The organism is Kitasatospora sp. NPDC127060 (genome assembly GCF_042724935.1).
In the GTDB taxonomy this organism is placed as follows: Bacteria; Actinomycetota; Actinomycetes; order Streptomycetales; family Streptomycetaceae; genus Kitasatospora.
This window is the reverse complement of record NZ_JBHXEG010000009.1, coordinates 37,920-56,648: the sequence shown is the minus strand read 5'-3', so window position 1 is coordinate 56,648 and position 18,729 is coordinate 37,920. Positions and strand designations below refer to the sequence as shown.

19 protein-coding genes are annotated in these 18,729 nt (G+C 70.1%); 5 read left to right on the top strand and 14 right to left on the bottom strand.

The window, feature by feature from the left end:
- Positions 1 to 102: 102 nt before the first annotated feature.
- Complete coding sequence (locus tag ACFWIS_RS07960; RefSeq protein WP_380523619.1) at positions 103 to 357, top strand: hypothetical protein; 255 nt, start codon at positions 103 to 105, stop codon at positions 355 to 357.
- A gap of 328 nt (positions 358 to 685) precedes the next feature.
- On the opposite strand, the gene ACFWIS_RS07955 is transcribed toward ACFWIS_RS07960, so the two are convergent.
- Positions 686 to 1,318, bottom strand: coding sequence for an SMI1/KNR4 family protein (locus tag ACFWIS_RS07955; protein WP_380523616.1), 633 nt, complete (start codon positions 1,316 to 1,318; stop codon positions 686 to 688).
- 409 nt (positions 1,319 to 1,727) lie between these two features.
- Here ACFWIS_RS07955 and ACFWIS_RS07950 point away from each other — a divergent pair, with 409 nt between their 5' ends.
- The 4 genes from ACFWIS_RS07950 to ACFWIS_RS07935 all read left to right on the top strand — a co-directional run bounded on the left by ACFWIS_RS07950 (position 1,728) and on the right by ACFWIS_RS07935 (position 6,693).
- Positions 1,728 to 2,249, top strand: coding sequence for a hypothetical protein (locus ACFWIS_RS07950; RefSeq protein ID WP_380523614.1), 522 nt, complete (start codon positions 1,728 to 1,730; stop codon positions 2,247 to 2,249).
- Positions 2,246 to 3,958, top strand: a complete 1,713-nt coding sequence (locus ACFWIS_RS07945; protein WP_380523612.1) for a hypothetical protein — start codon at positions 2,246 to 2,248, stop codon at positions 3,956 to 3,958. The genes ACFWIS_RS07950 and ACFWIS_RS07945 overlap by 4 nt, the downstream gene beginning before the upstream one ends.
- Before the next feature lie 345 nt (positions 3,959 to 4,303).
- Positions 4,304 to 6,280 carry a hypothetical protein gene (locus tag ACFWIS_RS07940; protein ID WP_380523610.1) on the top strand — a complete coding sequence of 659 codons (1,977 nt, stop codon included), beginning with the start codon at positions 4,304 to 4,306 and terminating at the stop codon, positions 6,278 to 6,280.
- The gene (locus tag ACFWIS_RS07935; RefSeq protein ID WP_380523608.1) at positions 6,280 to 6,693 is read left to right on the top strand and encodes a hypothetical protein; all 414 of its coding nucleotides are present in this window, start codon (positions 6,280 to 6,282) and stop codon (positions 6,691 to 6,693) included. The genes ACFWIS_RS07940 and ACFWIS_RS07935 overlap by 1 nt, the downstream gene beginning before the upstream one ends.
- A 139-nt stretch (positions 6,694 to 6,832) precedes the next feature.
- On the opposite strand, the gene ACFWIS_RS07930 is transcribed toward ACFWIS_RS07935, so the two are convergent.
- The 13 genes from ACFWIS_RS07930 to ACFWIS_RS07870 form a co-directional block, all read right to left on the bottom strand.
- On the bottom strand, positions 6,833 to 7,270 hold the full coding sequence (locus tag ACFWIS_RS07930; protein ID WP_380523605.1) for a hypothetical protein: 438 nt from the start codon (positions 7,268 to 7,270) through the stop codon (positions 6,833 to 6,835).
- Between the two features lie 15 nt (positions 7,271 to 7,285).
- Positions 7,286 to 7,495, bottom strand: a complete 210-nt coding sequence (locus ACFWIS_RS07925) for a hypothetical protein (protein ID WP_380523603.1) — start codon at positions 7,493 to 7,495, stop codon at positions 7,286 to 7,288.
- A 24-nt stretch (positions 7,496 to 7,519) separates the two neighbouring features.
- A complete protein-coding gene (locus ACFWIS_RS07920; protein ID WP_380523602.1) occupies positions 7,520 to 8,440 on the bottom strand; it encodes a replication-relaxation family protein in 921 nt (306 codons plus the stop codon).
- 193 nt (positions 8,441 to 8,633) lie between these two features.
- Positions 8,634 to 9,935: a helix-turn-helix domain-containing protein gene (locus ACFWIS_RS07915; protein ID WP_380523601.1), complete on the bottom strand. Its 1,302-nt coding sequence runs from the start codon at positions 9,933 to 9,935 to the stop codon at positions 8,634 to 8,636.
- 243 nt (positions 9,936 to 10,178) lie between these two features.
- Positions 10,179 to 11,183: a hypothetical protein gene (locus ACFWIS_RS07910; RefSeq protein WP_380523599.1), complete on the bottom strand. Its 1,005-nt coding sequence runs from the start codon at positions 11,181 to 11,183 to the stop codon at positions 10,179 to 10,181.
- A 162-nt stretch (positions 11,184 to 11,345) separates the two neighbouring features.
- Complete coding sequence (locus tag ACFWIS_RS07905; RefSeq protein ID WP_380523597.1) at positions 11,346 to 12,371, bottom strand: phosphoadenosine phosphosulfate reductase; 1,026 nt, start codon at positions 12,369 to 12,371, stop codon at positions 11,346 to 11,348.
- A gap of 148 nt (positions 12,372 to 12,519) precedes the next feature.
- Positions 12,520 to 12,669, bottom strand: a complete 150-nt coding sequence (locus ACFWIS_RS07900) for a hypothetical protein (protein WP_380523595.1) — start codon at positions 12,667 to 12,669, stop codon at positions 12,520 to 12,522.
- Between the two features lie 389 nt (positions 12,670 to 13,058).
- Entirely contained in the window at positions 13,059 to 14,768 is a 1,710-nt protein-coding gene (locus tag ACFWIS_RS07895) for a ParB/RepB/Spo0J family partition protein (RefSeq protein WP_380523593.1), read from the bottom strand.
- A gap of 269 nt (positions 14,769 to 15,037) precedes the next feature.
- Entirely contained in the window at positions 15,038 to 15,769 is a 732-nt protein-coding gene (locus ACFWIS_RS07890) for a hypothetical protein (protein ID WP_380523592.1), read from the bottom strand.
- Between the two features lie 139 nt (positions 15,770 to 15,908).
- Positions 15,909 to 16,379, bottom strand: coding sequence for a hypothetical protein (locus ACFWIS_RS07885; RefSeq protein WP_380523590.1), 471 nt, complete (start codon positions 16,377 to 16,379; stop codon positions 15,909 to 15,911).
- 27 nt (positions 16,380 to 16,406) lie between these two features.
- A complete protein-coding gene (locus tag ACFWIS_RS07880) occupies positions 16,407 to 16,754 on the bottom strand; it encodes a hypothetical protein (protein ID WP_380523588.1) in 348 nt (115 codons plus the stop codon).
- 215 nt (positions 16,755 to 16,969) lie between these two features.
- The gene (locus ACFWIS_RS07875; protein ID WP_380523586.1) at positions 16,970 to 17,656 is read right to left on the bottom strand and encodes a hypothetical protein; all 687 of its coding nucleotides are present in this window, start codon (positions 17,654 to 17,656) and stop codon (positions 16,970 to 16,972) included.
- A gap of 116 nt (positions 17,657 to 17,772) precedes the next feature.
- The gene (locus ACFWIS_RS07870) at positions 17,773 to 18,558 is read right to left on the bottom strand and encodes a hypothetical protein (protein ID WP_380523585.1); all 786 of its coding nucleotides are present in this window, start codon (positions 18,556 to 18,558) and stop codon (positions 17,773 to 17,775) included.
- Positions 18,559 to 18,729 lie beyond the last annotated feature (171 nt).

The following is an 18,729-nucleotide window of genomic DNA, read 5'->3' as shown; positions in this document are numbered from 1 at the left end:
CACTGCGGGAACTGTCAGCAGCCTCTGACTGGCGAGTTGGAGCCCGGGGAGCCGCTGAGAGGCCCCGAGCGCCCGCCTGGGCACGAGATCGCTTCACCGCGGATGGCTCAGAGAACTTTCAAGGTCAACTTCGATGGTTCCCTGCTGATCCTTCACCCCGATGACGTGCCGGGGACGGCACTCCACTCCGATGCTCGCCGCCTCAATGGTTGCTGCGGCCTCGCGGGCCAGGACGGCCCCAACCTCGTCTGTTCCGGCTGCGGCCTCGAAGTCGCGACGAAAGAAAGCGACTGCTGGACCGACAACCTGGTGGCCTTGGCCGCCGCCGCGGTGAGTGAAGACCCCCAGCCGAAGTAGGCCATCGCGCTGCTCCCGACGCCGACCGCCGGGATCGTCAGTTGCCAGGGGCTGGCTCTGCTGTGTCGAGCTGAAACCGGTCCTGGGTGAGCCGGTACAGCCACCCAGCACCCCCAGCGCGATCACCTACACGCCTAGGTTCGCTGAGACGGAAGGCCAAACGACTGGGTTCGCTGAGTAAACGACTCGATTGGATGAGAGCGGTCAGCTGCCGGGCCCTCCAGCCGGGCGGCAGATACTGTCCTGTGCCAGCGAAGATGGATCACTTGCCAGTGAAGTTGGACCGACGCCAGTTTGCGACGGCGAAGTTGGACCGGTGGGGCTGTCGTCAGGCGGGGGACGCCCCTAGATTCTGCTCCTCCCAAGCCTCGTTCGCTTCGATGTAGAGCGGTTCCAGGTACTCCCAGGGGTCGAGGCCCTGCGCGCGCATCGTGTGCTCGACGCGCCAGTGGATGAATCGTGAATGGGGAGCCCCGAAGACCAGGCGATCAGCGAAGTCGATGTTCGAGGCCTCGGTGAGCCACTTCACCAGGAGGCCGGTCATACTCAGCTCGAACTCCACGAAGGGCTGATTGCGCTCCCACAGAACAACTGGCCATTGCTCGGGAATGGCACCCCTCGTGCGCCAGTAGACGGCGCCCCACAGGTCACCGTTGCCGTCCACCAGGCGGAGCCCACACAGCAGCGCCCCGGGCTCCGGCCACAGCGGATAGTCGGACTTCGTGTGCAAGAGCCATGCGGTCTTCTCGGGGGTCGGGGTCATTTGACCCACGGACGGGATCCCCGACTCGTGCTCTCCGCTCACAGGGGGGAGCACCATCAGACACTGGTCAACGGTGCCCACGCCGTAGACGGCGACCAGGTCGCGGAAATCGGCCGGCAACTGGCACCCGAGCTCCTGCTCAACCTCCACCCAGTCGAGTTGCTCCCCGGCTTCCGGGCCAGGCGGCATCAGCGCCATGAGGCGCTCCACATCAGGGTGCACAGTCGCCGTTCCTCCACAGTCGCATGATCACGAGCGGCCCAACTGTACGACCGCAGCGTCACGCCCAGGCCGTCTCGACTGGATCAGAGCGGTCAGCACTAACGGAGAAGGACATCGCCCGCTCGCGCCACATCGGTCCAACTTCGTTGTCCCAAACTGCGGAGTGATCCATCTTCGATGGCACGACTGGCCGACAGTCCAACTTCAGCGGCATGCCGTCCACCTTCGCTGTCACACGTCAGATACGACCACCAAGGTCCGCCGGGATTCCTTGATCAGCACAGTTGTGAAGCCGTTACCTCACGAGCCCTCAGTACCAAGGAGTCCACCAACGGTCGCGGGATTACCTCTGGCATCGAACCCGCACGGCCCCAGGAGTCCCACGATGCCGACCCGCCTCGACCTCGACCCGCTGCTCGCCCTCGGGGCCGTCCTCCTCCCGATCGCCCTCACCGGCCTCGATCTCCTGCTGCGCCCACGTCGCCGCCCGCTCCCGGAACACCAGGAACCCGAGCACGGCCCCTCGCCTTCGATGTCGGCACCGCTACCCCCACGGCCCCAGCACCCGCCAGTGCCGCCGCAGTGGTACCGCAGCGAGTACGTCGCGGCTCGCACGGCCCTCGGCGAGGGACGCACGATCATCGCCCGGATCTGGATCTCCGACCTGATCGACGACTGCCTACTGACCTTCGGCGAGGAGCACCCCTACACCCGCTGGGCCTGGGAACTGCTGGCAGAGATCACCCGCACCGCGATCGCCACCATCGACCACAACGGCCTGACGATGGACCCCCACGGCAACGCCGACCCCTTCGGCACCGCCCTTTTCCCCAAGGGCAGTCCCTTCACCGTGGTTCGCGACGGCGACGTGACCAGCGTCTACCGCACCGCCGGAGCCACCCGATGACCGACCTCCTCACGTGGCTGTCCACCGATCCCGACGGCACCCTCGCGTGCAACGGACTGGACTACATCGAGTTCGACGTCCGGATCGCCCGCGACCCCGACTGTCCCACGACCAGCAAGGCCGCCTACATGGCTCTGGCCGCCTTCGCCGACATGGAGCACCACATCACGCTCACCGCCGAGTCCGTGGCCGGCTGGTCGCCCGAGGTCCGCCACGCCCTGCTGCCCTACCGCAAGACGATCGCCGCCTGTATGGGCCGTAGCGCCAACACCTTCGACCGTGCCGCCGCCGACCTGGTGGGCCGCGAGTTTCTCCTCGTCCAACCCCAACAGGACCCCAACCACCCGGGCGCCGCCGACGCCAACCTTTACCGGCTCATCGACCGCGAACGCTGGGCCCGCCAGGTCCTGGAACGCGCCGCCAACCCGGCACCCGCTCTCCCCCTGCTCGGGGCCGACGGCCGACCCGTGCCCCGGGTCCTGCGCACCCCCGGCATCGACTTCATCAAGCTCGACGCCCGCATCGCGACGTTCGGCGGGCGCTCCCCGAACTACAAGGCCGTCTACGCCGCGACCGCGACCTTTGTGAACCTCAACAGCCGGGCCGTCACCGAGCGCCCGCCGACCATCCGCGAACTCATGGCCTGCACCGGCCTGGGCCGCACCGCCGTCACCGACGCCCTCGCCCAGCTGCGCGCCGACCGCGTGCTCCTGATGCAGGACCAGTACGCCCCCAAGCTGGAAGGTGGTGGCCGCGTCGCCTCCGCCTACGTCCTCCTGGACGGCCGGCTGTGGAGGGCTCGCGCCGCAGCCCGTGAGGAGCGCGAGATCACCCAATTCACCGGGGGGTCTACCCACCAGCCGGACATGGGGGGTCTCCCCACCACGCGGGTGGGGGTATACCCACCAGCCGGACAGGGGTCTCCCCATCAGACGGATATCACTAAGAGAAGTAGTGAGAACCGTGGCGGCCAGCTCCTCCCGGACGCCCGAAGGGCTCCTACAGGTGGTAACGCGCGCGAGCCGCGAGCGGCCCGCGCCGGCAAGCCGACCGCCCAGGGCGGCTCCGCCGCCGGCCGGACCAAGAAGCCCCGCACCACGATCCGCACCACGCCCTCCCGCCCCGTCCCCGGAGAAGAGATCGTCTTCGCGGCCATCGACGCCCTGAACGTCAGCAAGCACCCGGCCGTGCGCGTGCCCCCACTGCGCCGGGCGGTGCGAGACCTGCTCTCGGCCGGGCGAACCATCGACCATGCCCTCGCCCGTATCAACGCGGGCTGGTGGAAGGCCGGGGTCCCCGAGCGCATCGCCAAGGGCGAGATCCGCGGCCCGGTCGGCTACCTGGCCACGATCCTGAGCCGGCAGGACTGCGAGCGGGAGGACTGCGAGCGCGGAATCCTCCTCAGCTCCGGCGAGGAATGCCAGGCATGCGGGCTGCGTGCAGCAGAGCGAGAAGCCGACCGGGCCCACCGCCACCTGGAGGAGCACACCCCGCAACCGGACGCCGCGTGCGAAGAGGCCGGGATCCACCAGCAGCCTTCCCCAGCCGGCGGCAGCAGCAGCGACGGGCCGGTGACCTGGCGGTGCCAGGCCCCCGGGCCGGACGGCTTCGGGGCAGGAGTATGCGGGCGCCCGGGCCGCGGCACTCCGCCGCCGCTGCCGATGTGCCCCGACTGCCTCAGCGACCTCAGGAAGGCACTTGGCCGCTGAACGACCCTCGTCCCCGCCCCAGTCCGACGGCCTGTCAACTTGCGTGCCGGGCAACCCGGACAGTGATGTAAAATCCTCGACACGCCGCCGCCGATGGCGGCCTGGTACGCAGTTGCTGGACACCGCGGTCTCCAGCAACACGGCCTGAGTACGCCGCCCGCAGCTCACGGGGCGGGTACCCGGATCCCGCGGGCAGGCCAAAAAAGGCGATGCCGGGTCAGCCCAGCGACGGACTGCGGTCCTTGCCGAGGCGGCACGGGAGCATGCGCCCGACGGACGCCCTGCTCGCGAAGCCGATCACCGGCCGCGAGCACGCCTCGCGCCGGCCCACCTGATTGAGGCCCCGTGAGCGCGACCGACATCCCCGACCAGCTCGACGACATCGACAGTGTCGAGCTCATCGACATCCGCACCAGCGACCGCTCGACGCCGTTCGAGCACCGCGTAGAGCCGGTCAGCAAGACCACCAAGGCGATCAAGTTCCTTGATGACCACCCCGACGTCCAGATCTCCCCCGCAGCCATCCGCCGAATCGCCTACGGAGCGGTCGAGCCCGGACTCCTCGACGGTGCCCGCCTGGACCGCCATCGCGTCGAGACCGGATGGCTGATCGTCCTCACCTACCGGGCATACACGCTGATGCTGTCCCCCGCGATCGAGAACGACCGGCTCCTCGACGAAGCGCACTACGCCGCCGACCCGGGCACCGGGGACAACCAGCGGGTCCTCTCCATGCCCACCGCACACGCCACCGACGCCACCCTCGTCTACGCCGACCCCATCGACGACCTCCTCACCGCCATCGACCGGGCCTCCAAGCGCGTGAGGGAGAGCAACCCCCAGGAAGTCGGCCGGCGCATCATTGAGCGGCACCTCACCGCCGTCCCCGCCTCCTTCCTCGACGCCGGACCCCACCCCGACGACGACCTGAGCATCGTCGACGGCAACAGCCGCTGGGCTTCCTGCACCGCCAACATCAAGGTGCCGGCCACTCTGCTCGGCCCCACCACCTCCAAGGACCCCGTCCAGCTGCTCCCCTCCCACCTGATGCGGCGCTCGCTCACCGATCGGCGGGACCTCGTCCGGAAGATCGTCAAGAGCGCCCACGACGACATCTCCGCCGACGACGGTAGGAGCAAGGCAGCCCGCAACAAGCGTGACAGCGCCGTCGAGATCCTCAACGCTATGACCGTCCCGGTGCAGGTCATCGTCGGCTACACCGACGACAAGCCGGGCATGGGCATGCGACGCTTCCCTGTCGCGGTCCGCTCACTGCTGATGCGCATGAATGTTGGGGGGAAGGCCTTCGACCCTTCGACGAAGAACGGCGTCACCGCGGAGGAGATCGTCACCGCTCTGTTCGACGCCGGCGAGCTCGGCGACAACGCCCCGGCCGTAAAGGATGTCCTTCTCGGCCGCGCCGATGTCACCGACCCCATGAAGTCCCTCGGGCTCAACCCTGCCTTCCGCGACCTCAGGTTCGCCTTCGTCGTCCAGCAGCTCACCCGCAAGGAGCGCCGGCTGAACGCGATCATGGCCGCCAAGCTCGACAAGAAGAAGCTCCAGGTCTCCCACCGCAGCGGCCCCGCCGCCGAACTCGGCCTGCGCTCGTACTCCTCCCACCTCTCCAAGGAGACCATGGCGTCCGTGCGCACCGCAGTGGAGACGGGCGTCCTCTGGCAGGACCTCGCCGACCACGAGTGGATGGTCGAGAACGTGGACTCGGACGAGGCCGTGGACGACCTCCTCGCACGTGCCAAAGAGGACGACGGCACCGCTGGCACCGCTGCCCGGCTCCTCCTCGGCGTCCTCGCCATGGTCACCCTCGTCACCAGCGGCAACCTGCTCGCTGCTGCTGGCTCCGCCGAGCAGCTCGTCGGCGTCAAGATCATGCGCACTTCGGTCGGCTCGGTCATCAAAGCCGTGCTCGACAAAAGGGAGGGGCCGCAGGTGCTCGCCGACGCGATCAAGCGGATCAGGGCTGGCCTGCGCCCGCGCTGGTGGTCCGGCGGCCAGCTCGTCGAGCGCGAGGGCTGGAAGGGCAGCGACTTCAACACCCACCTGCGCCTCGCCGCCAGCCACGGATTCGACCCCGAGCACTACCAGAACGGGCTCACGGACACCGAAATTGAGGACAAGGCCCTCACGGTCCTCCAGGCGTCCCTGAACACCGCCGTCGCCAACCTCGACCACCTGGTCGACCTGCGCAAGAAGAACGGCACCACCGCCGACCTCCCCTGGACCGTCGTCGAGTCGTCCTTCAAGAACATCAACATCCTCCGCACCGACCTCGGCAAGATCTCCGAGAGCGAGCCGCGCTGATGACCGACACCGCCTGGCCGGGCGTCGTCCCCATCACCGACGCCCGGTACGCCATGCTCGGCCAGCTCGCCGGTCCGTGGCTCGCCGAGCCGCAGCCGGAACCGATCCCCATCGGCGAGGACTCCGGGTACGAGAACAAGGCCATCTACATCGTGGTCAACCGCCGTGGCAACGCCTGCTACTGCGGCAAGACCGCGCCCACCCGGGCCCTGAACCGGGGTGCCGCCGCGACCCGGCTCAGCCAGCACGTCAACGGCAGCACGTCGAAGAGGGAGGACTGGGTCGAGTACTGGGTGATCCCCCTGCGTGACGCCACCCCCGGCCACGTTGTCGCCGCCCTGGAGAAGACCGTCGCCGCTCGCCTCGGCATCCCGCTCGTACACCGGAGACGCATGCCGCGCCAGCGCACCTGAGCACGGCCGGCCCGAGCACCAAGCACGTGGGCCCCGGCACCGCAGGACGGTGCCGGGGCCCACACGGTTCAGGTCCGCCGGACGACTCCGATACCGGGCGGCGCTGCGCGCGTTGGCAGGGACCCGGCGGTCGGCGAGCTCAGGCCGAGTCCCGGCGCCCGGAACTCGGCCGGGCGCCGTGAGCTGCACGAAGGACTTCGCCCCACGGCGCGGGACCCTGGGAGAGCAGCAGCCGGAGGGCGGCCTCCACGGCGAGGGCGTCGTGGACCAGGTCTTCCCCGAGGTCCGACGTGCCGTCGGAGGAGGTGATGACCACCCGGCCGGGCAGGAAGTAGCTGGCGCCGTAAGTGATGTCCAGGCCGCGCCAGAGACATGCCAGCGCGGTGGCGACCAGGTTGCCCGAGAACCGCTCCCGCTGCCCGTCGTCGTGGACGTGCATTACCGCACGCCGGTGGTAGTAGGCGGGCTCGGGCGTCCCGGACAGGCGGGTGGTGATCGAGCGGTTGCGAGTCGCGTGGTCGTTGGGCAGGGCGATGGTCTCCACGCTGCCGTCGGGGTGGATTTGCAGGGCGAGCACGGTGAGGCCTTTCCTTCAGCCGCGACTGGCATCAGCCGGACGCACGTTGATGGCGGTGAAGTGGTTCCGGTCTGCCGGGTAGGGGCCGGCCCAGAGGATGATGCTGTCTGCATCGGCGGGGGTCACCAAGAGATCGTCCCCCTGAAGCCCGTGGACGAAGTAGTAGCGGATACGCCCGTCGGACATCGTCATGGTGGCGTGGCCGATAGTGGCGAGCCTGGGCACAAGAACCTCCTCGTGGTGTGGGTATTACAGGTCCATCCAGCCGCAGGCGGGCCGTCCGGGGTCGGCGAGCGATACCCAGGCGGGAGCCGACGGGCTGAGGTCGGGCCGGTCCTCGGTAGGGGAGATCTCCTCCAGCAGGGCGGCGCCGGCTTTCACCTCCTGGAGCATCTCGACGACCCGGCGGCTGCCGCCGACCGCGGCCTGGAGGTCCTCGATGCGGTTGAGCATGGTCGTCCGGGACCCGCCGGCGAAGACGAACAGCAGCCTGGGGAACTTGCGGTAGTACTCCGTCCACACCGGCTCGGCCTGGCTGCTCTCGATCGTGGGCCGCCGCCCGCCGCCCTGGAAGGGCCGCAGCTGCCAGAAGCGGGCGTACGTGGTCAGCTTGCCGGTCAGCTTCTCGCTGCCGTACGTCGCGCGGTCGACTTCGACGAAGGCCCGCAGGTGTACGCGCCCGTCCGCCCGGTTGGCCGTGTAGCGCATCAGCGCGTCCGCCCGCACCGCATCGGTCCTGCGCTCCGACAGGCGGTGCATGGTCTCTGGCGCCCAGTCGAGCGGTCCGTAGTCGTCGCCCCGCCGGCGGGCGTCCGTCAGGAAGGCGAGGTGGGTGGTCAGTACCGCCTGGGAGTGCGGGAGCAGCATCCGCGCCGAGACGTCGGCCAGGTTCTGGAGCGGGCTGGTGCGGTCGCTGACCTCGGGCATCTCGGCTGCGACCGAGCGGCCCCTGTCGGTGAGGTAGTGCAGCAGTGCCCGGCGTGGCTGGCGGAGCGTCACCGACTCCACCAGCTCGTCCTTGCGTAGCATCCGCAGCCGGTGGCGGACGTAGCTGATGTCCTTGTCGGGGCAGAGCATCTGGTGAAGCTGGGTGGTGGTCGCGGAGCGGTGCTGGTAGAGCGACGCCAGGGCCATGTAGGCCAGGGGGCTGGGGGTGGAGGTCGGGTTCACCAAGGTCCTCTTCGGGAGTTGCCGGCGGAACACGCCACTCAATCCCGCGAGCCTTGGCGGAACCCTTGGCGGCCGAGGCGTCTACGGGTACGAGTCCATAACGCCGGCCACCAAGGTTGCCGCCAAGGATTCCCCGAGGTCTCCAAGGGATCCTTGACGGGCGCCTCTGACCTGCGCAGACAAGGCCACCAACCTACGGCTGCTCCGGCCCGGAGGCCTCGCGCAGGTACTTGTCGGCCGTGACCGGCTTGAGGTTCAGGATCGCGGCCAGCTCGTCCGCCGTCAGGTCTGGGTTTTTCTTCAGCAGCTTCTTCGTGCGCTCAAGCCGCTCCTTGGCCTCCTGGCGCTTGGTCGGTCCGGTCGGCTCATTTGGGTCGCGCCGGTAGGCGGCCGCGGTCTCGGGCGTCACCCCGAGCTGCTCGGCCAGGTCCTCGTCGGTGAGCCCCGGGTTCTCCTGGAGGAGCTGCGCGGCCCGGGCACGTCGTTCGGCGGCCTTGTCCTCGGGCCGGGCGTCCTGGCGGCCCAGCTCGTTGAGGTACCGGTTGGCCGTGGTGTGTCCGATCCCTAGGCGCCGGGCGACCTCGCCGCCGCTGATGCCCGGGTTGGCCTCGGCCAGCTCGCGCACCGCGGTGCGTCGGCTCTCCGTCTCCTCCCCGTCGATGGAGCTGGGGCCGGAGACTTCCTGGAGGTAGCGGAACGCCGTACGGGGGTGGACCCCGACCGTGTCTGCGATCTCGGCGACCGTCATGCCCGGGTTCTCCTCGTACAGTTTGTTCACCTGTGCGCGCCGCTCTGCAGTCCGGGCCGACGCGGCCTGGCGGGCGGCATCCAAGCGGGCTTCCCAGTCGGCCGGGGCGGCCTGACCCTTGACCCCGCCGACGGGGTTGCGGCCTTCGGTGTTCCAAAGCTCGATGGTGCTGCGGAACCAGAAGTCGACTCCGTAGAAGGTGCGGTCCGGATCCGGCAGCCGGGTCCGCTTGGTGCTGGCGTAGGCCGGGTTGTTGGCGGCCTTGACCCCGGCGTAGTAGGACTCCCAGGTCTTGTAGGTCGGCCGGCGGTCCTTCGGCACCGCCATCCGCGCCTCCTCCAGAGAGAGGAGCTCGTGGCCGGCCACCCACTCTTGAAGGTCCTGCTCGGACATGGCGTCGAGCTCGTCGGCCGTCAGGTCGACGATCGTGCCGTCCTCGGCCTCCTGGTCGAGCCAGCTGCGGATCAGGCCGCGCAGCTCGTACTCGGTGAAGGTGCTGTAGTCCGGCAGGCTCGGGATGATCTCCAGCGTCTCCGGCTCCGGGGGCTTCCTCTTGCCCTTCTGCTTCGCGAAGTTCCGGGCGAGCGTCTCGCTCTGCTCTAGGTCGAAGAGTTCCTTGGAGCCCAGGCCGCCAGCTACGCTGTCGATCTGCTTGTAGGCGCCCTTGTTGCCCAGCGAGCGGGCGTTCCAGCCGGCCTTGGCTGCCAGGTCCTCTCGGTCGATGACCCCGCGTCCGATCATGATCATGGTGTCCTCCAAGGGGGACGGAGTGAGTTTCGGGCGACCGCCCGTAGTGACATGGTTATGTATACCATGAATCAAGCATTGAAGTCAAACTTGGTGCACGCCTCGGCAGCCACGGCGCGCCGCTGGACGTCGCGCCGCAAGGCCGCCGGCCCCGGCGAACGCGCGGCAGGATAACTACAAGGCACCCGGCCGCGGCGCGGCCGCAGGCCGGGCGGCACCCAATCGCCCGCCCGGACAAGGCTGCTACGCGGCAAGGTCGAGGCCCACCGCCCGGACGTCGAACGTCACCAGACTGCGGGGGACCGGATGCTCCTTGGATCGGTAGATCTGCATCTCCAGCCGACCCGCGACGACCACGCGGCGGCCGACCGACAGATCCTCGGCCGCCGCTGACCCCGCACCCCGCACGGTGCAGCGCAGTAGCAACGGCAGCTCAATGCCTCCCGTCCCCGTGCGGCCCTGGCCGTGCTCGACGGTGAACAGGACCACGGTCTCGCCCGTGTCGGCGTTGGTCCGCGAGTCGATCTGCGCGATCCGGCCGGTGAAGGTCTCCAGGCGCTCCGGCACGGGGTCGAGCTGCTCGAACCTGGACGTGCCGGGCTCGTGGCTGGGCGGCACGTGCAGGGCCGCCCGCGCCTTGCGGGCCCCCTCGCTGTTGGTCCTTCCCTTCAACTGCCCGTGGACCGTGCGCACCTCGGCCAGCAGCGCGTCCGCCTCGTCGCGCCGCTGCGTGGTCCCCGCCTCGCCGTCGCGCGCCGCCCGCGAACACAGATTGGAGTGCGCGCCCTCGATCTCCTCTAGCGCGATGCCCACGGCCGCCGCTGCGCCGGGGCGCAGTCGCTTGCGGGAGAATCCCCACTTGCCGTCCTCGGACTCCAGGACCACCAGCGACTCGGCGGGCCAGCCGGTCTCGTCCAGCGGGCCGAGTAGGACATCCAGCTGGCAGGTCACCCGGGAGTCGTGCAGCGGCTGCCACGGGTACCAGGACCAGGGCGTGCGCGCGCACAGGAACGCGTAGGCGCCCTCGCCCGTCGGGTCCTGGTCGGAGCTGTGCAAGTGGCCGACGTAGGCCGCCAGGTGTGCGAGTTGCCAGCCGATGGCGTCGAGGTGCGGGGCGGGTACGGACATCGTCAGCTCGGCCACCGCGCCCTGGCGCTCGGAGATCCGCAGGTGCAGGACCAGTAGGTCGTTCGAGGTGTCCCGCTGCCGTTGGGCCGGGTGCACCGTGCTGGTGGTGGGAGTGGGCATGGCTGCCTCCTTGCCTGTACGAGGTTCGATCGACATCCGGGAGCCACCCGAGTGTCACGATAAAGACTACCATGAAAATAGCACCAAAAGGGGCGGGGGCGTCGGCCCGGCAGACCCCATCGGGGCCATTGGCCGGCGGGGCCGGCGCCCCCGCCCCGCCGGTCACGGCGTGATCAGCGGCAGCAGGGCGCGGCGCGGCGCGGACAGTGCGAGCTCGGGCAGCCGCCGCGGCTCCTGCTCCAGGGCCCAGTGAAGCCGCTCCATCATCCGCGCGAAGTCGGGACCCTCGTCCTCGATCACCACGCCCGGCCTCGGGGCGCCGGGCTTCCTCGACAACGCGATCAGGTCCGCCATGCTGATGTCGGGCCGGAAGCTGTCCCCGCGGACCTGCTCGACCAAGGCGGTCGCCTCGGCGATCCGCGGCCGCCGCAGCACGCCCAGCAAGCTGTCGCGCCGGCTCGCCAGGAAGCAACTGGAGCACGAGCACCGGCTCGACCCCAGCCAGTCACCGGCTCCAGGCTCCGAGTCGTAGCACCAGTGCCACTCGTAGTCCTGCTCCGCATGGAGCTCGCGCACCTGCGCCTTCGTCCACGCCTTCACCGGCAGCCACTCGTCCACGTGCCGCGACGCGTTCGACTTGACGCTGCGGTAGGCCGGGCGCCGCGCCCGGGTGGCCGACTCCTCGCCGCGCAGCCCCAGCACCTTGAGCACCCGCACCGGCCGGCCCAGCAGCGGCCGCAGCCGCCGGACCTCCAGGGTGTGCGAGGCCTCCTCCAGCTGCTCCTTGAAACCCTTCGTGCAGTAACGAGTGCCCAGCCGCATGAAACGCCCGTACAACGCGGTGTAGGTCAGCAGGTCGTAAGGCTCCTGGCCGCCGGCGCCGTCGTCGCGCATCTTGGTGCGCTCCAGGTGCCGCGAGCGCGGAACGCCGGACTCGCGGCTCTGCCGGGCCGCAAGCTCGGCGACGCTGGCATACCGGCGCCCGCCCACGGTGACCGCCGGCCATTCCATCGGGCCCAAGGTGGCATGGAACGTCCAGACCCGGTCGGCGACTCCGGCCGCCCGGGCGGCCTCCATCAGCACGTGCTGCATCGCACGGGAGTCCGCGCCGCCCGAGAGGTTGCCGCAGATGATGTCGTAGTCGGTGAGGTCCGGCATCGGGCCGGGGGTGATCGTGTTGCTGGTCATCGGCTTCCTTGACGGGGGATGGCGCCGGAGGTCGGCGCGATGGTGCTGCGCCGCAGGGCGCGGCGGGCCGGGGAGCTGCTGCTCGGAACTCGGCGCGGGGCCTGGCCGGGCGGCTGTGGCCGCCCGGCCGGTTGCTGCTGTGCGAGGGTCAGGCCTCGATGCCGTCGTCCCGGCGCTGGCCCGGGATCCGGGGCCTGCTGCCGGGCGCCGGGTGGGGGGAGCGCTGGCCGGGGAGGTCGGTGTGCGGGATCGCGGGCTCGTTGTCGTCGCCCTCGAAGTCCTGCGGCTGCTCGTTCACGGGGGTACCCCTTTGCGTGTGCGGTTCGATGCCATGCGGGAGCCACCCGCTATGGCAAGGGAATGAATACCATGAAAGAGGTATCGCTAAACGCGAATCGTACAGTCCAGCCTTCGGGGTCAGGATCGACGGAACAGGCCGACCGCTGCGGACAAGGTGTCCCACAACCCCGTGCATGCGCTAAGGTCAAGGTATCTCTTGATGCACGGTGCGAGGGTTTCGACCCCGTCCTTTCGTGTCAGAGGTTCGATTGGAACGGCGCTGGGCTAGCCCCCTCCCGCAAGGGACCCGCAAGGGCAGCGCCGTTCTGCTATCCAGGACACCGGTCGCCGGCCGCACGGCGGCCAGGCCGGGGCGGGGGCGCCGCTCGCCCCGCCCCGCCCGCAGTTCTAGGCCTGCGGCTGCTCCTCGTTCAGGTCATCCTCCTGGACCTCCGGCTCCTGGGCGTCCTCGTCCTTTGCCTGGCCCTCCTCCTGCTCGGGCTGCACTTTGGTCCCCGGCACGTCCTCCGCCTCCTCGGACTCGTCGGCCTGGTCGTCCTCGTTGTCGGGAGTCTCCGGCTGCGCAGGCTCCTGCGGCCGCGCCTTGGCCGCCTTGGCCTCGGCCTTCTCCTTCTTCTCGACCGCGGCCACCATCTCCTTCTCGATCGCCGCGAGCGTGTAGCCCTCGGCCCTGAGGAAGCGCAGCCAGTCGGCGGTCCAGCCGTCAGCCACGGCCCAGTGCTTCTTGCGGCTCATGTGAAGCTCGAAGGCCATGGCGACCTGTGCGAACACGGCGTTGAACGTCCGCCGGTTGCGCCGCAGGCGGGCGTTCAGGGCATTGAAGAAGCCCCGGGGAGTCGCCCGGGTGACTCGCTGGCACGGCTCGTTGAAGTACGCCGCGATCAACTCGACGTTGCCCGGCGAGACCGCGTCCGCGTACCAGGACGGCATCTCCGTGACCACCTGCATGGCCAGGGCCATCGCGCGGTCCGACAGCTTCTCCGTGACGATCTTCTTCACGAACTTCCCGCGCACGGTGCGGGCGTCGGCCTCGGCCTTGTTCTTGCTGGCGACCTCGGACGGGCTGGGGCCGTCGCCCTTCGCCTTGCGAGCGAGGTCCGCGCGCTTGTGCTTGTTGGCCCGCCAGTCGGCGCAGGCGAACACCACCTCGTCTGACCACTCGAAGACGAAGGCCTTGCCGGGGCACTGGGCGCTGTGCTTCTCGGGGTCGATCGGCTCGCCGTTGGCATCGACTAGGTCGCGCAGCAGGCGGTCCGTGATGCCCGGCTGCTCGTACCAGGACCGGCGGGGCAGCTCGACCAGCCCCTTGCCCTTCCACTCCGCGCGGGCCGCGTCCTTCACGGCCCTCTCCGCCTTCTGTCGGCGCAGGCTCTGCATGGCGTGCTGCCAGTTGCCCTTGTCGGCCGAGCCGGACTCGGCGTCCTCCTCACGGGCCCGAGCCAGTTCCTCGACCGCGCCGGGAACGCCCTCGACCTCCGCGAGGGCGATCAGCTCGTCCAGGTCGAACTCGTGCTGCGCGGCCTCCCGCTTGACCTCCTTGGGCAGGGAGGTCGCCCGGCGGGCCTGCTTGATCTGCTCCACCGTCAGACCGGCCGTCGTCGCGGCCTTCTTGAGTTCCTCATCGGACAGCCCCAGCAGGTCGAGCTGTTCGGCGGCGCTGGCCACGTCGGCGGAGGTCATCGCCCTGCGGAGCAGGTTCTCCTGGAGGGACTTCGCGACGGCGGCGGCGATCACCTCGGCGGACTGGCCGATCAGGTCCGCGCGGACCATGCAGGGGACGGCACGGATGTCGCGCTCGCGGCCCTCGTCGATGCACTTCTGAGCGGCGGCCTGGGCGCTGAGCATGCGGCGCTGGCCCGCCACGACGCCGTAGGTGCCGTCCAGGAAGGGCCGGACGAGAAGAGGCGTCTCGACGCCGTCCGCCTCCACCGACTCCAGCATCGCCTCGTCGGGGTCGGTCTCCTCGGTGCGGACGTTGTACTCGTCCAGTACCAGCTTGCGGGGGTCGAGGTAGTGCAGTTCGCCGATGCTGCGGTACAGCAGTCCGTCGGCGGTGCGGGTCTCCACGGTGACGTTCTCGGGAGTGGTGATGGTCATGGTGCGGTGTTCTGTCCTTACGCGAGGTTCGATCGCCTTCCGGGAGCCACCCGGCCTAACAAGAAAAAGAATACCATGAAGAGTGCACTGAAAACGGGTTCGGTGCACCCCGGACGACGCGTCAGCTGGCGGCCGGCCAGGTCCCGCCGCGACCCGCGCCGCAGGCCGCCGACGGTCGACGGCGAGCCGGGGCCCGGCCTCCAGGTGGGCTCGGAGGCTTGGGCCCCGGCGCGGGCGCGCCCCGGTGTCCCGGGAGGCGCCCCGGGCGGTCAGAACCGGTAGCGGTCCAGGTGAAAGGCCGGTGACGGCAGCAAGGTCACGACCAACTCGGCATCGAACGGCGGCGCCTGGTGCTCGGTGGCCTCCGCCAGGTAGGCGCGCACCATCTCCGTCGAGAAGCTCTCGCCCAGCTCACGACGCCCGAAGTCGACCTCCCGCCGACTTCCGTCAACGCCGATGACCACCACCCCGTTCGGCGACCACTCGGTCTTGTTGTCGTAGTCGTCGTACGCGGCGGCGCTGCGCACCTCGGTGGGCGCCGGCCAGCCGCGCTCCGCGCACACCTCGCTCACGCAGGCGGCGAGGGCGAGCACCGCACGGCGGTGCAGCTCGGAATGCGCCTCCTGGATCAGCAGTTCCAGGGCGGTGTCCTGCATCCGGAAGAGGCGGTCCGCCATGGTGGTGCGGGTCCGGCGGAGCAGGCGGCCCAGGCGCCGCCAGGCCCTGGTCCGGCCGCCGGGGCCGGGCTGGCGCCGGACCCGGGCGCAGCCGGGCACGTCCACCTCGACTCCGCGAAGCCGTCCGGCGGGCGCGTGCAGGGCGGCGTCGGCCTGCTCGGCGTCGATGCCGATCCAGACGGCGCCGTCCTCCTGGACCTGGAAGCCGATGCGGAAGCCCGCGACTGCCAGGACCGGGATGCTCTCCGGGCAGCCCGGGTCGGCGGGCAGCAGGTGGGCGCTGGCGTGCAGTGCGGTGATCTGGTGCTCGGTGAAGGTGTGCATGGGTGTCCCGGGTGTTCGATGTGCTGGGCGCGGGGCGCCGCTGGTGCGAGGTGCTGCGGCGGGACCATCTGGCGCCCGGCGGCCGGGCCCACCATGGGTGGGGCCGGCCGCCGGGCGGTGGCGTGATGGATCGGGCGAGTCAGCCGTAGTAGGCGGTGAGGATCCACTGTGGGGCGCTCTGGGCGGTGGTCAGGCCGAGTACGTCCATGGCCTTGCGGAGCCTGTCGCTCCAGCCTTCGGAGGCGGCCTGGGTGGTGAGGGCGGCGAAGTCGAAGGCTTCGGTCTCGCCCCACTCGACCGAGCGGACCTTCATGGCGAGGCAGTAGCTCGGGTACTCGTAGGAGCCGGTCACGACGAACTCGATCCCGAGGAGGTCCTCGGCGTCCTGCCTGCGGCCGAAGTAGCCCTCGATCTGCCAGTCGGTCTCGGCGAAGCCGACACTGGAGGCGAGCAGCTGTGTCGTCGCGGCCTCTGCGAAGTCCTTATCCTCGCCGTTGAACCAGCCGACGGAGAGGGCTCCGTAGCTGTCGAGCTGGTTCACCTTCCAGCCGTCGCTGTCGCCGCCGAGTGCGTAGCCGTACACGAGGCGGGCGGTGGGGCCCATGCCCATGGGGGCTCCTTGTGGTGTGGTGGTGGGTCAGTCGGTGACGGTGAGGCAGGTCAGCGGAACGCCATGCACCCGGTAGGACTTGGCGTTGGCGGGCACCGGGAACCTGGTCTGGCGGGCCCAGCGCAGCGAGTCGGTGGAGGCCTCGTCGAGGTCGAGGTCCGCCCGGTTCCCGTCGATCGCGGCCACGGTGCCGCTCAGGCCGATGAGGTACTTCGGCTTGAGGTTGCGGGTGGTGACGGTGCTGCCGGTGGTGACGGCGGCGGCGCGGATCTTCGCCAGGGCGTCGCGGCGGTCCCTGATGGCGGTGACCATGCGGTCGAGGTCGCCCTCGGTGGCGTCGGTGAGGATGTAGCGGGTGGCGTCGGCGAGCGACACGGGGCCTCCTGGAGTGCCATGTTCTGGGTTCGATGTCAGCCCGAGAGCCACCCGGCCTGACAAGGAACAGACTACCATGAAAAGTGCATCAATGGGGGGTGTGTGCCGCCCACCGGTGCTCGCGGTCGGCGCTGCCGGGCGGCGGCTGTGCGCCGGCGGCGCGGGTGCGGAGGGCGGGGGCGGCTGCCCGGCGCGGATGGCCGGGCAGCCGACGCTCACTCCGCCCAGCTGAGGGTGGGCAGCAGGCTTCGGACATGGGTGGCAGCCCACCGGCCGGTCGGGCTGGCGGGGTTCCAGCCGCCGGGCTGGCGGACGCAGGCGGTGTGGGCGCAGGGCTGGGCGTGCTCGGCCAGGATGTCCAGGAGTTCGGGCCGGGTGAGGGTCCTCGGGAGCTCGTCGCCCACCCAGGGCACCTCGAAGTGGCATGCGAGGGTGGCCGCGATCTCCTCGGCGTCCATCCGGAAGCTGGTGGCGACGGTCAGGGTTGTCCTGCCGTCGACGTCACGGTGGAAGCGGGCGAGCGCCACGTCGGGCTGCGGCGGGGCGAGCCGCTGCCACCGGTCCAGTTCGGTGAGGCCCGACCTGGCCGCGCAGATCTCGCGGCACAGCCGGATCGCCTCGATGGCCTGGGCCATCTCCACCTCGAACATGGCCGGGTGGCGCCGGACGCCGATGCCGGGCGACTCGTAGAGGCGGACCCCCTCGCTCTCGAAGGTCGGGTAGTAGTACACGGCCAGGCCGTGGTACTCGGACAGCGGGTGGATCACGTGGGCGTTGACGTCGGTGATGCAGATCTCTGCGGAGCCGACGGGCACCTTCAGGCAGGTGTAGCCGCCGCCGGTGTGCCAGAACTCGGTCGGGATGCCATGGTCCGCCAGTGCCGCCGTCAGGGCTTCGTGCAACTGGGTCTCGGGCTGGGGGGTGGTGCTCAGGGCGTGCTCCGCTTTCGGTGGTGCGTCCGCATGGTGGGGCGGTGGGGCCGGGCTGGCGACAGGCGCCAGCCCGGCCCGGCGGCGGGTCAGGGAGTGCGGGCGAGGAAGACGCGGGCGGCGGTGACGAGGTCTCCGCCGAATCCGGCCTGGAGCCTGGTGAGCGCGCTCGGGCCGTACCGCTCGACCATGTCGCAGCTGACGGTGATGCAGTAGTCGCCGGGAAGCGCGCGGTGGTGCTCCTCGAAGACCCGGCCCTCGGCGAACGCGCGGATGATGCCGATCCCCGTGACCCATCCCTCCTCGGGGTCCAGCAGGCCGTGCTCCTCGGTGAAGTCGGGGTAGACCCGGGCCAGGTCCTGCGGGGTCACCTCGGGAGGCACCAGTCCGTTGACCAGTGCTTCGGCGACCTTGTGGGCGGTGGTGTCGAAGATCCACATCCAGCCGTTGGTCTCCTCCCCGATCAGCTTCTCCAGCGGCGGGCGCGGCGGAGCCGTGGCGACCGCTTCCTCCTCCCGCAGCCACTCGCGCAGCACGGCGATGGTCCGGGTGTGCTGACGGACGGTCTGCGGGGCGGTGCGCACCTCCCATGCCCCGTCGTCCACGACCTCGCCGTGGGCGTCCGTGAGCATCCACAGCACCGCGTGGCCCGGGTAGTCCGGCCGCAGGTAGAGGCGGAAGTACGCCGGGTGGTCCGGAACGTGCTGCGGATGGAGGAGGAATAGGCGGTGTGACGGGTGGCGCGGACTGGTGATCCCCACGCCCAGCTCGATCTCCACGCTGTAGTCGTCGGAGAGGTGGTCGGCCTTCGCGGGCAGGCCGTTTCGGCTCAGGGCCCTTGCGAGGGAGTGGGCAGAGGTACGAGCAGTGGGCACGGGCAGTCCTTCATGACGTCTGTTCAGAGGTTCGATTGCCTTCCGGGAGCCACCCGGCCTGACAAGAGAAAGACTACCATGAATAGTGCATCAATGGGGGGTTGGGGGGGGGGGGCCCCCCGCGGCCCCCCCCCCGGGGGGCCCGCCACGGGGCGGGGGGGGTGGGCGGGG

Excerpts from the sequence above, each read along its gene's own strand:
- ACFWIS_RS07960 (WP_380523619.1), top strand. The coding sequence starts at position 103 with ATGGCTCAGAGAACTTTCAAGGTCAACTTCGATGGTTCCCTGCTGATC.
- ACFWIS_RS07955 (WP_380523616.1), bottom strand. The coding sequence starts at position 1,318 with ATGGCGCTGATGCCGCCTGGCCCGGAAGCCGGGGAGCAACTCGACTGG.
- ACFWIS_RS07950 (WP_380523614.1), top strand. The coding sequence starts at position 1,728 with ATGCCGACCCGCCTCGACCTCGACCCGCTGCTCGCCCTCGGGGCCGTC.
- ACFWIS_RS07945 (WP_380523612.1), top strand. The coding sequence starts at position 2,246 with ATGACCGACCTCCTCACGTGGCTGTCCACCGATCCCGACGGCACCCTC.
- ACFWIS_RS07935 (WP_380523608.1), top strand. The coding sequence starts at position 6,280 with ATGACCGACACCGCCTGGCCGGGCGTCGTCCCCATCACCGACGCCCGG.
- ACFWIS_RS07915 (WP_380523601.1), bottom strand. The coding sequence starts at position 9,935 with ATGATCATGATCGGACGCGGGGTCATCGACCGAGAGGACCTGGCAGCC.
- ACFWIS_RS07910 (WP_380523599.1), bottom strand. The coding sequence starts at position 11,183 with ATGCCCACTCCCACCACCAGCACGGTGCACCCGGCCCAACGGCAGCGG.
- ACFWIS_RS07905 (WP_380523597.1), bottom strand. The coding sequence starts at position 12,371 with ATGACCAGCAACACGATCACCCCCGGCCCGATGCCGGACCTCACCGAC.
- ACFWIS_RS07895 (WP_380523593.1), bottom strand. The coding sequence starts at position 14,768 with ATGACCATCACCACTCCCGAGAACGTCACCGTGGAGACCCGCACCGCC.
- ACFWIS_RS07890 (WP_380523592.1), bottom strand. The coding sequence starts at position 15,769 with ATGCACACCTTCACCGAGCACCAGATCACCGCACTGCACGCCAGCGCC.
- ACFWIS_RS07885 (WP_380523590.1), bottom strand. The coding sequence starts at position 16,379 with ATGGGCATGGGCCCCACCGCCCGCCTCGTGTACGGCTACGCACTCGGC.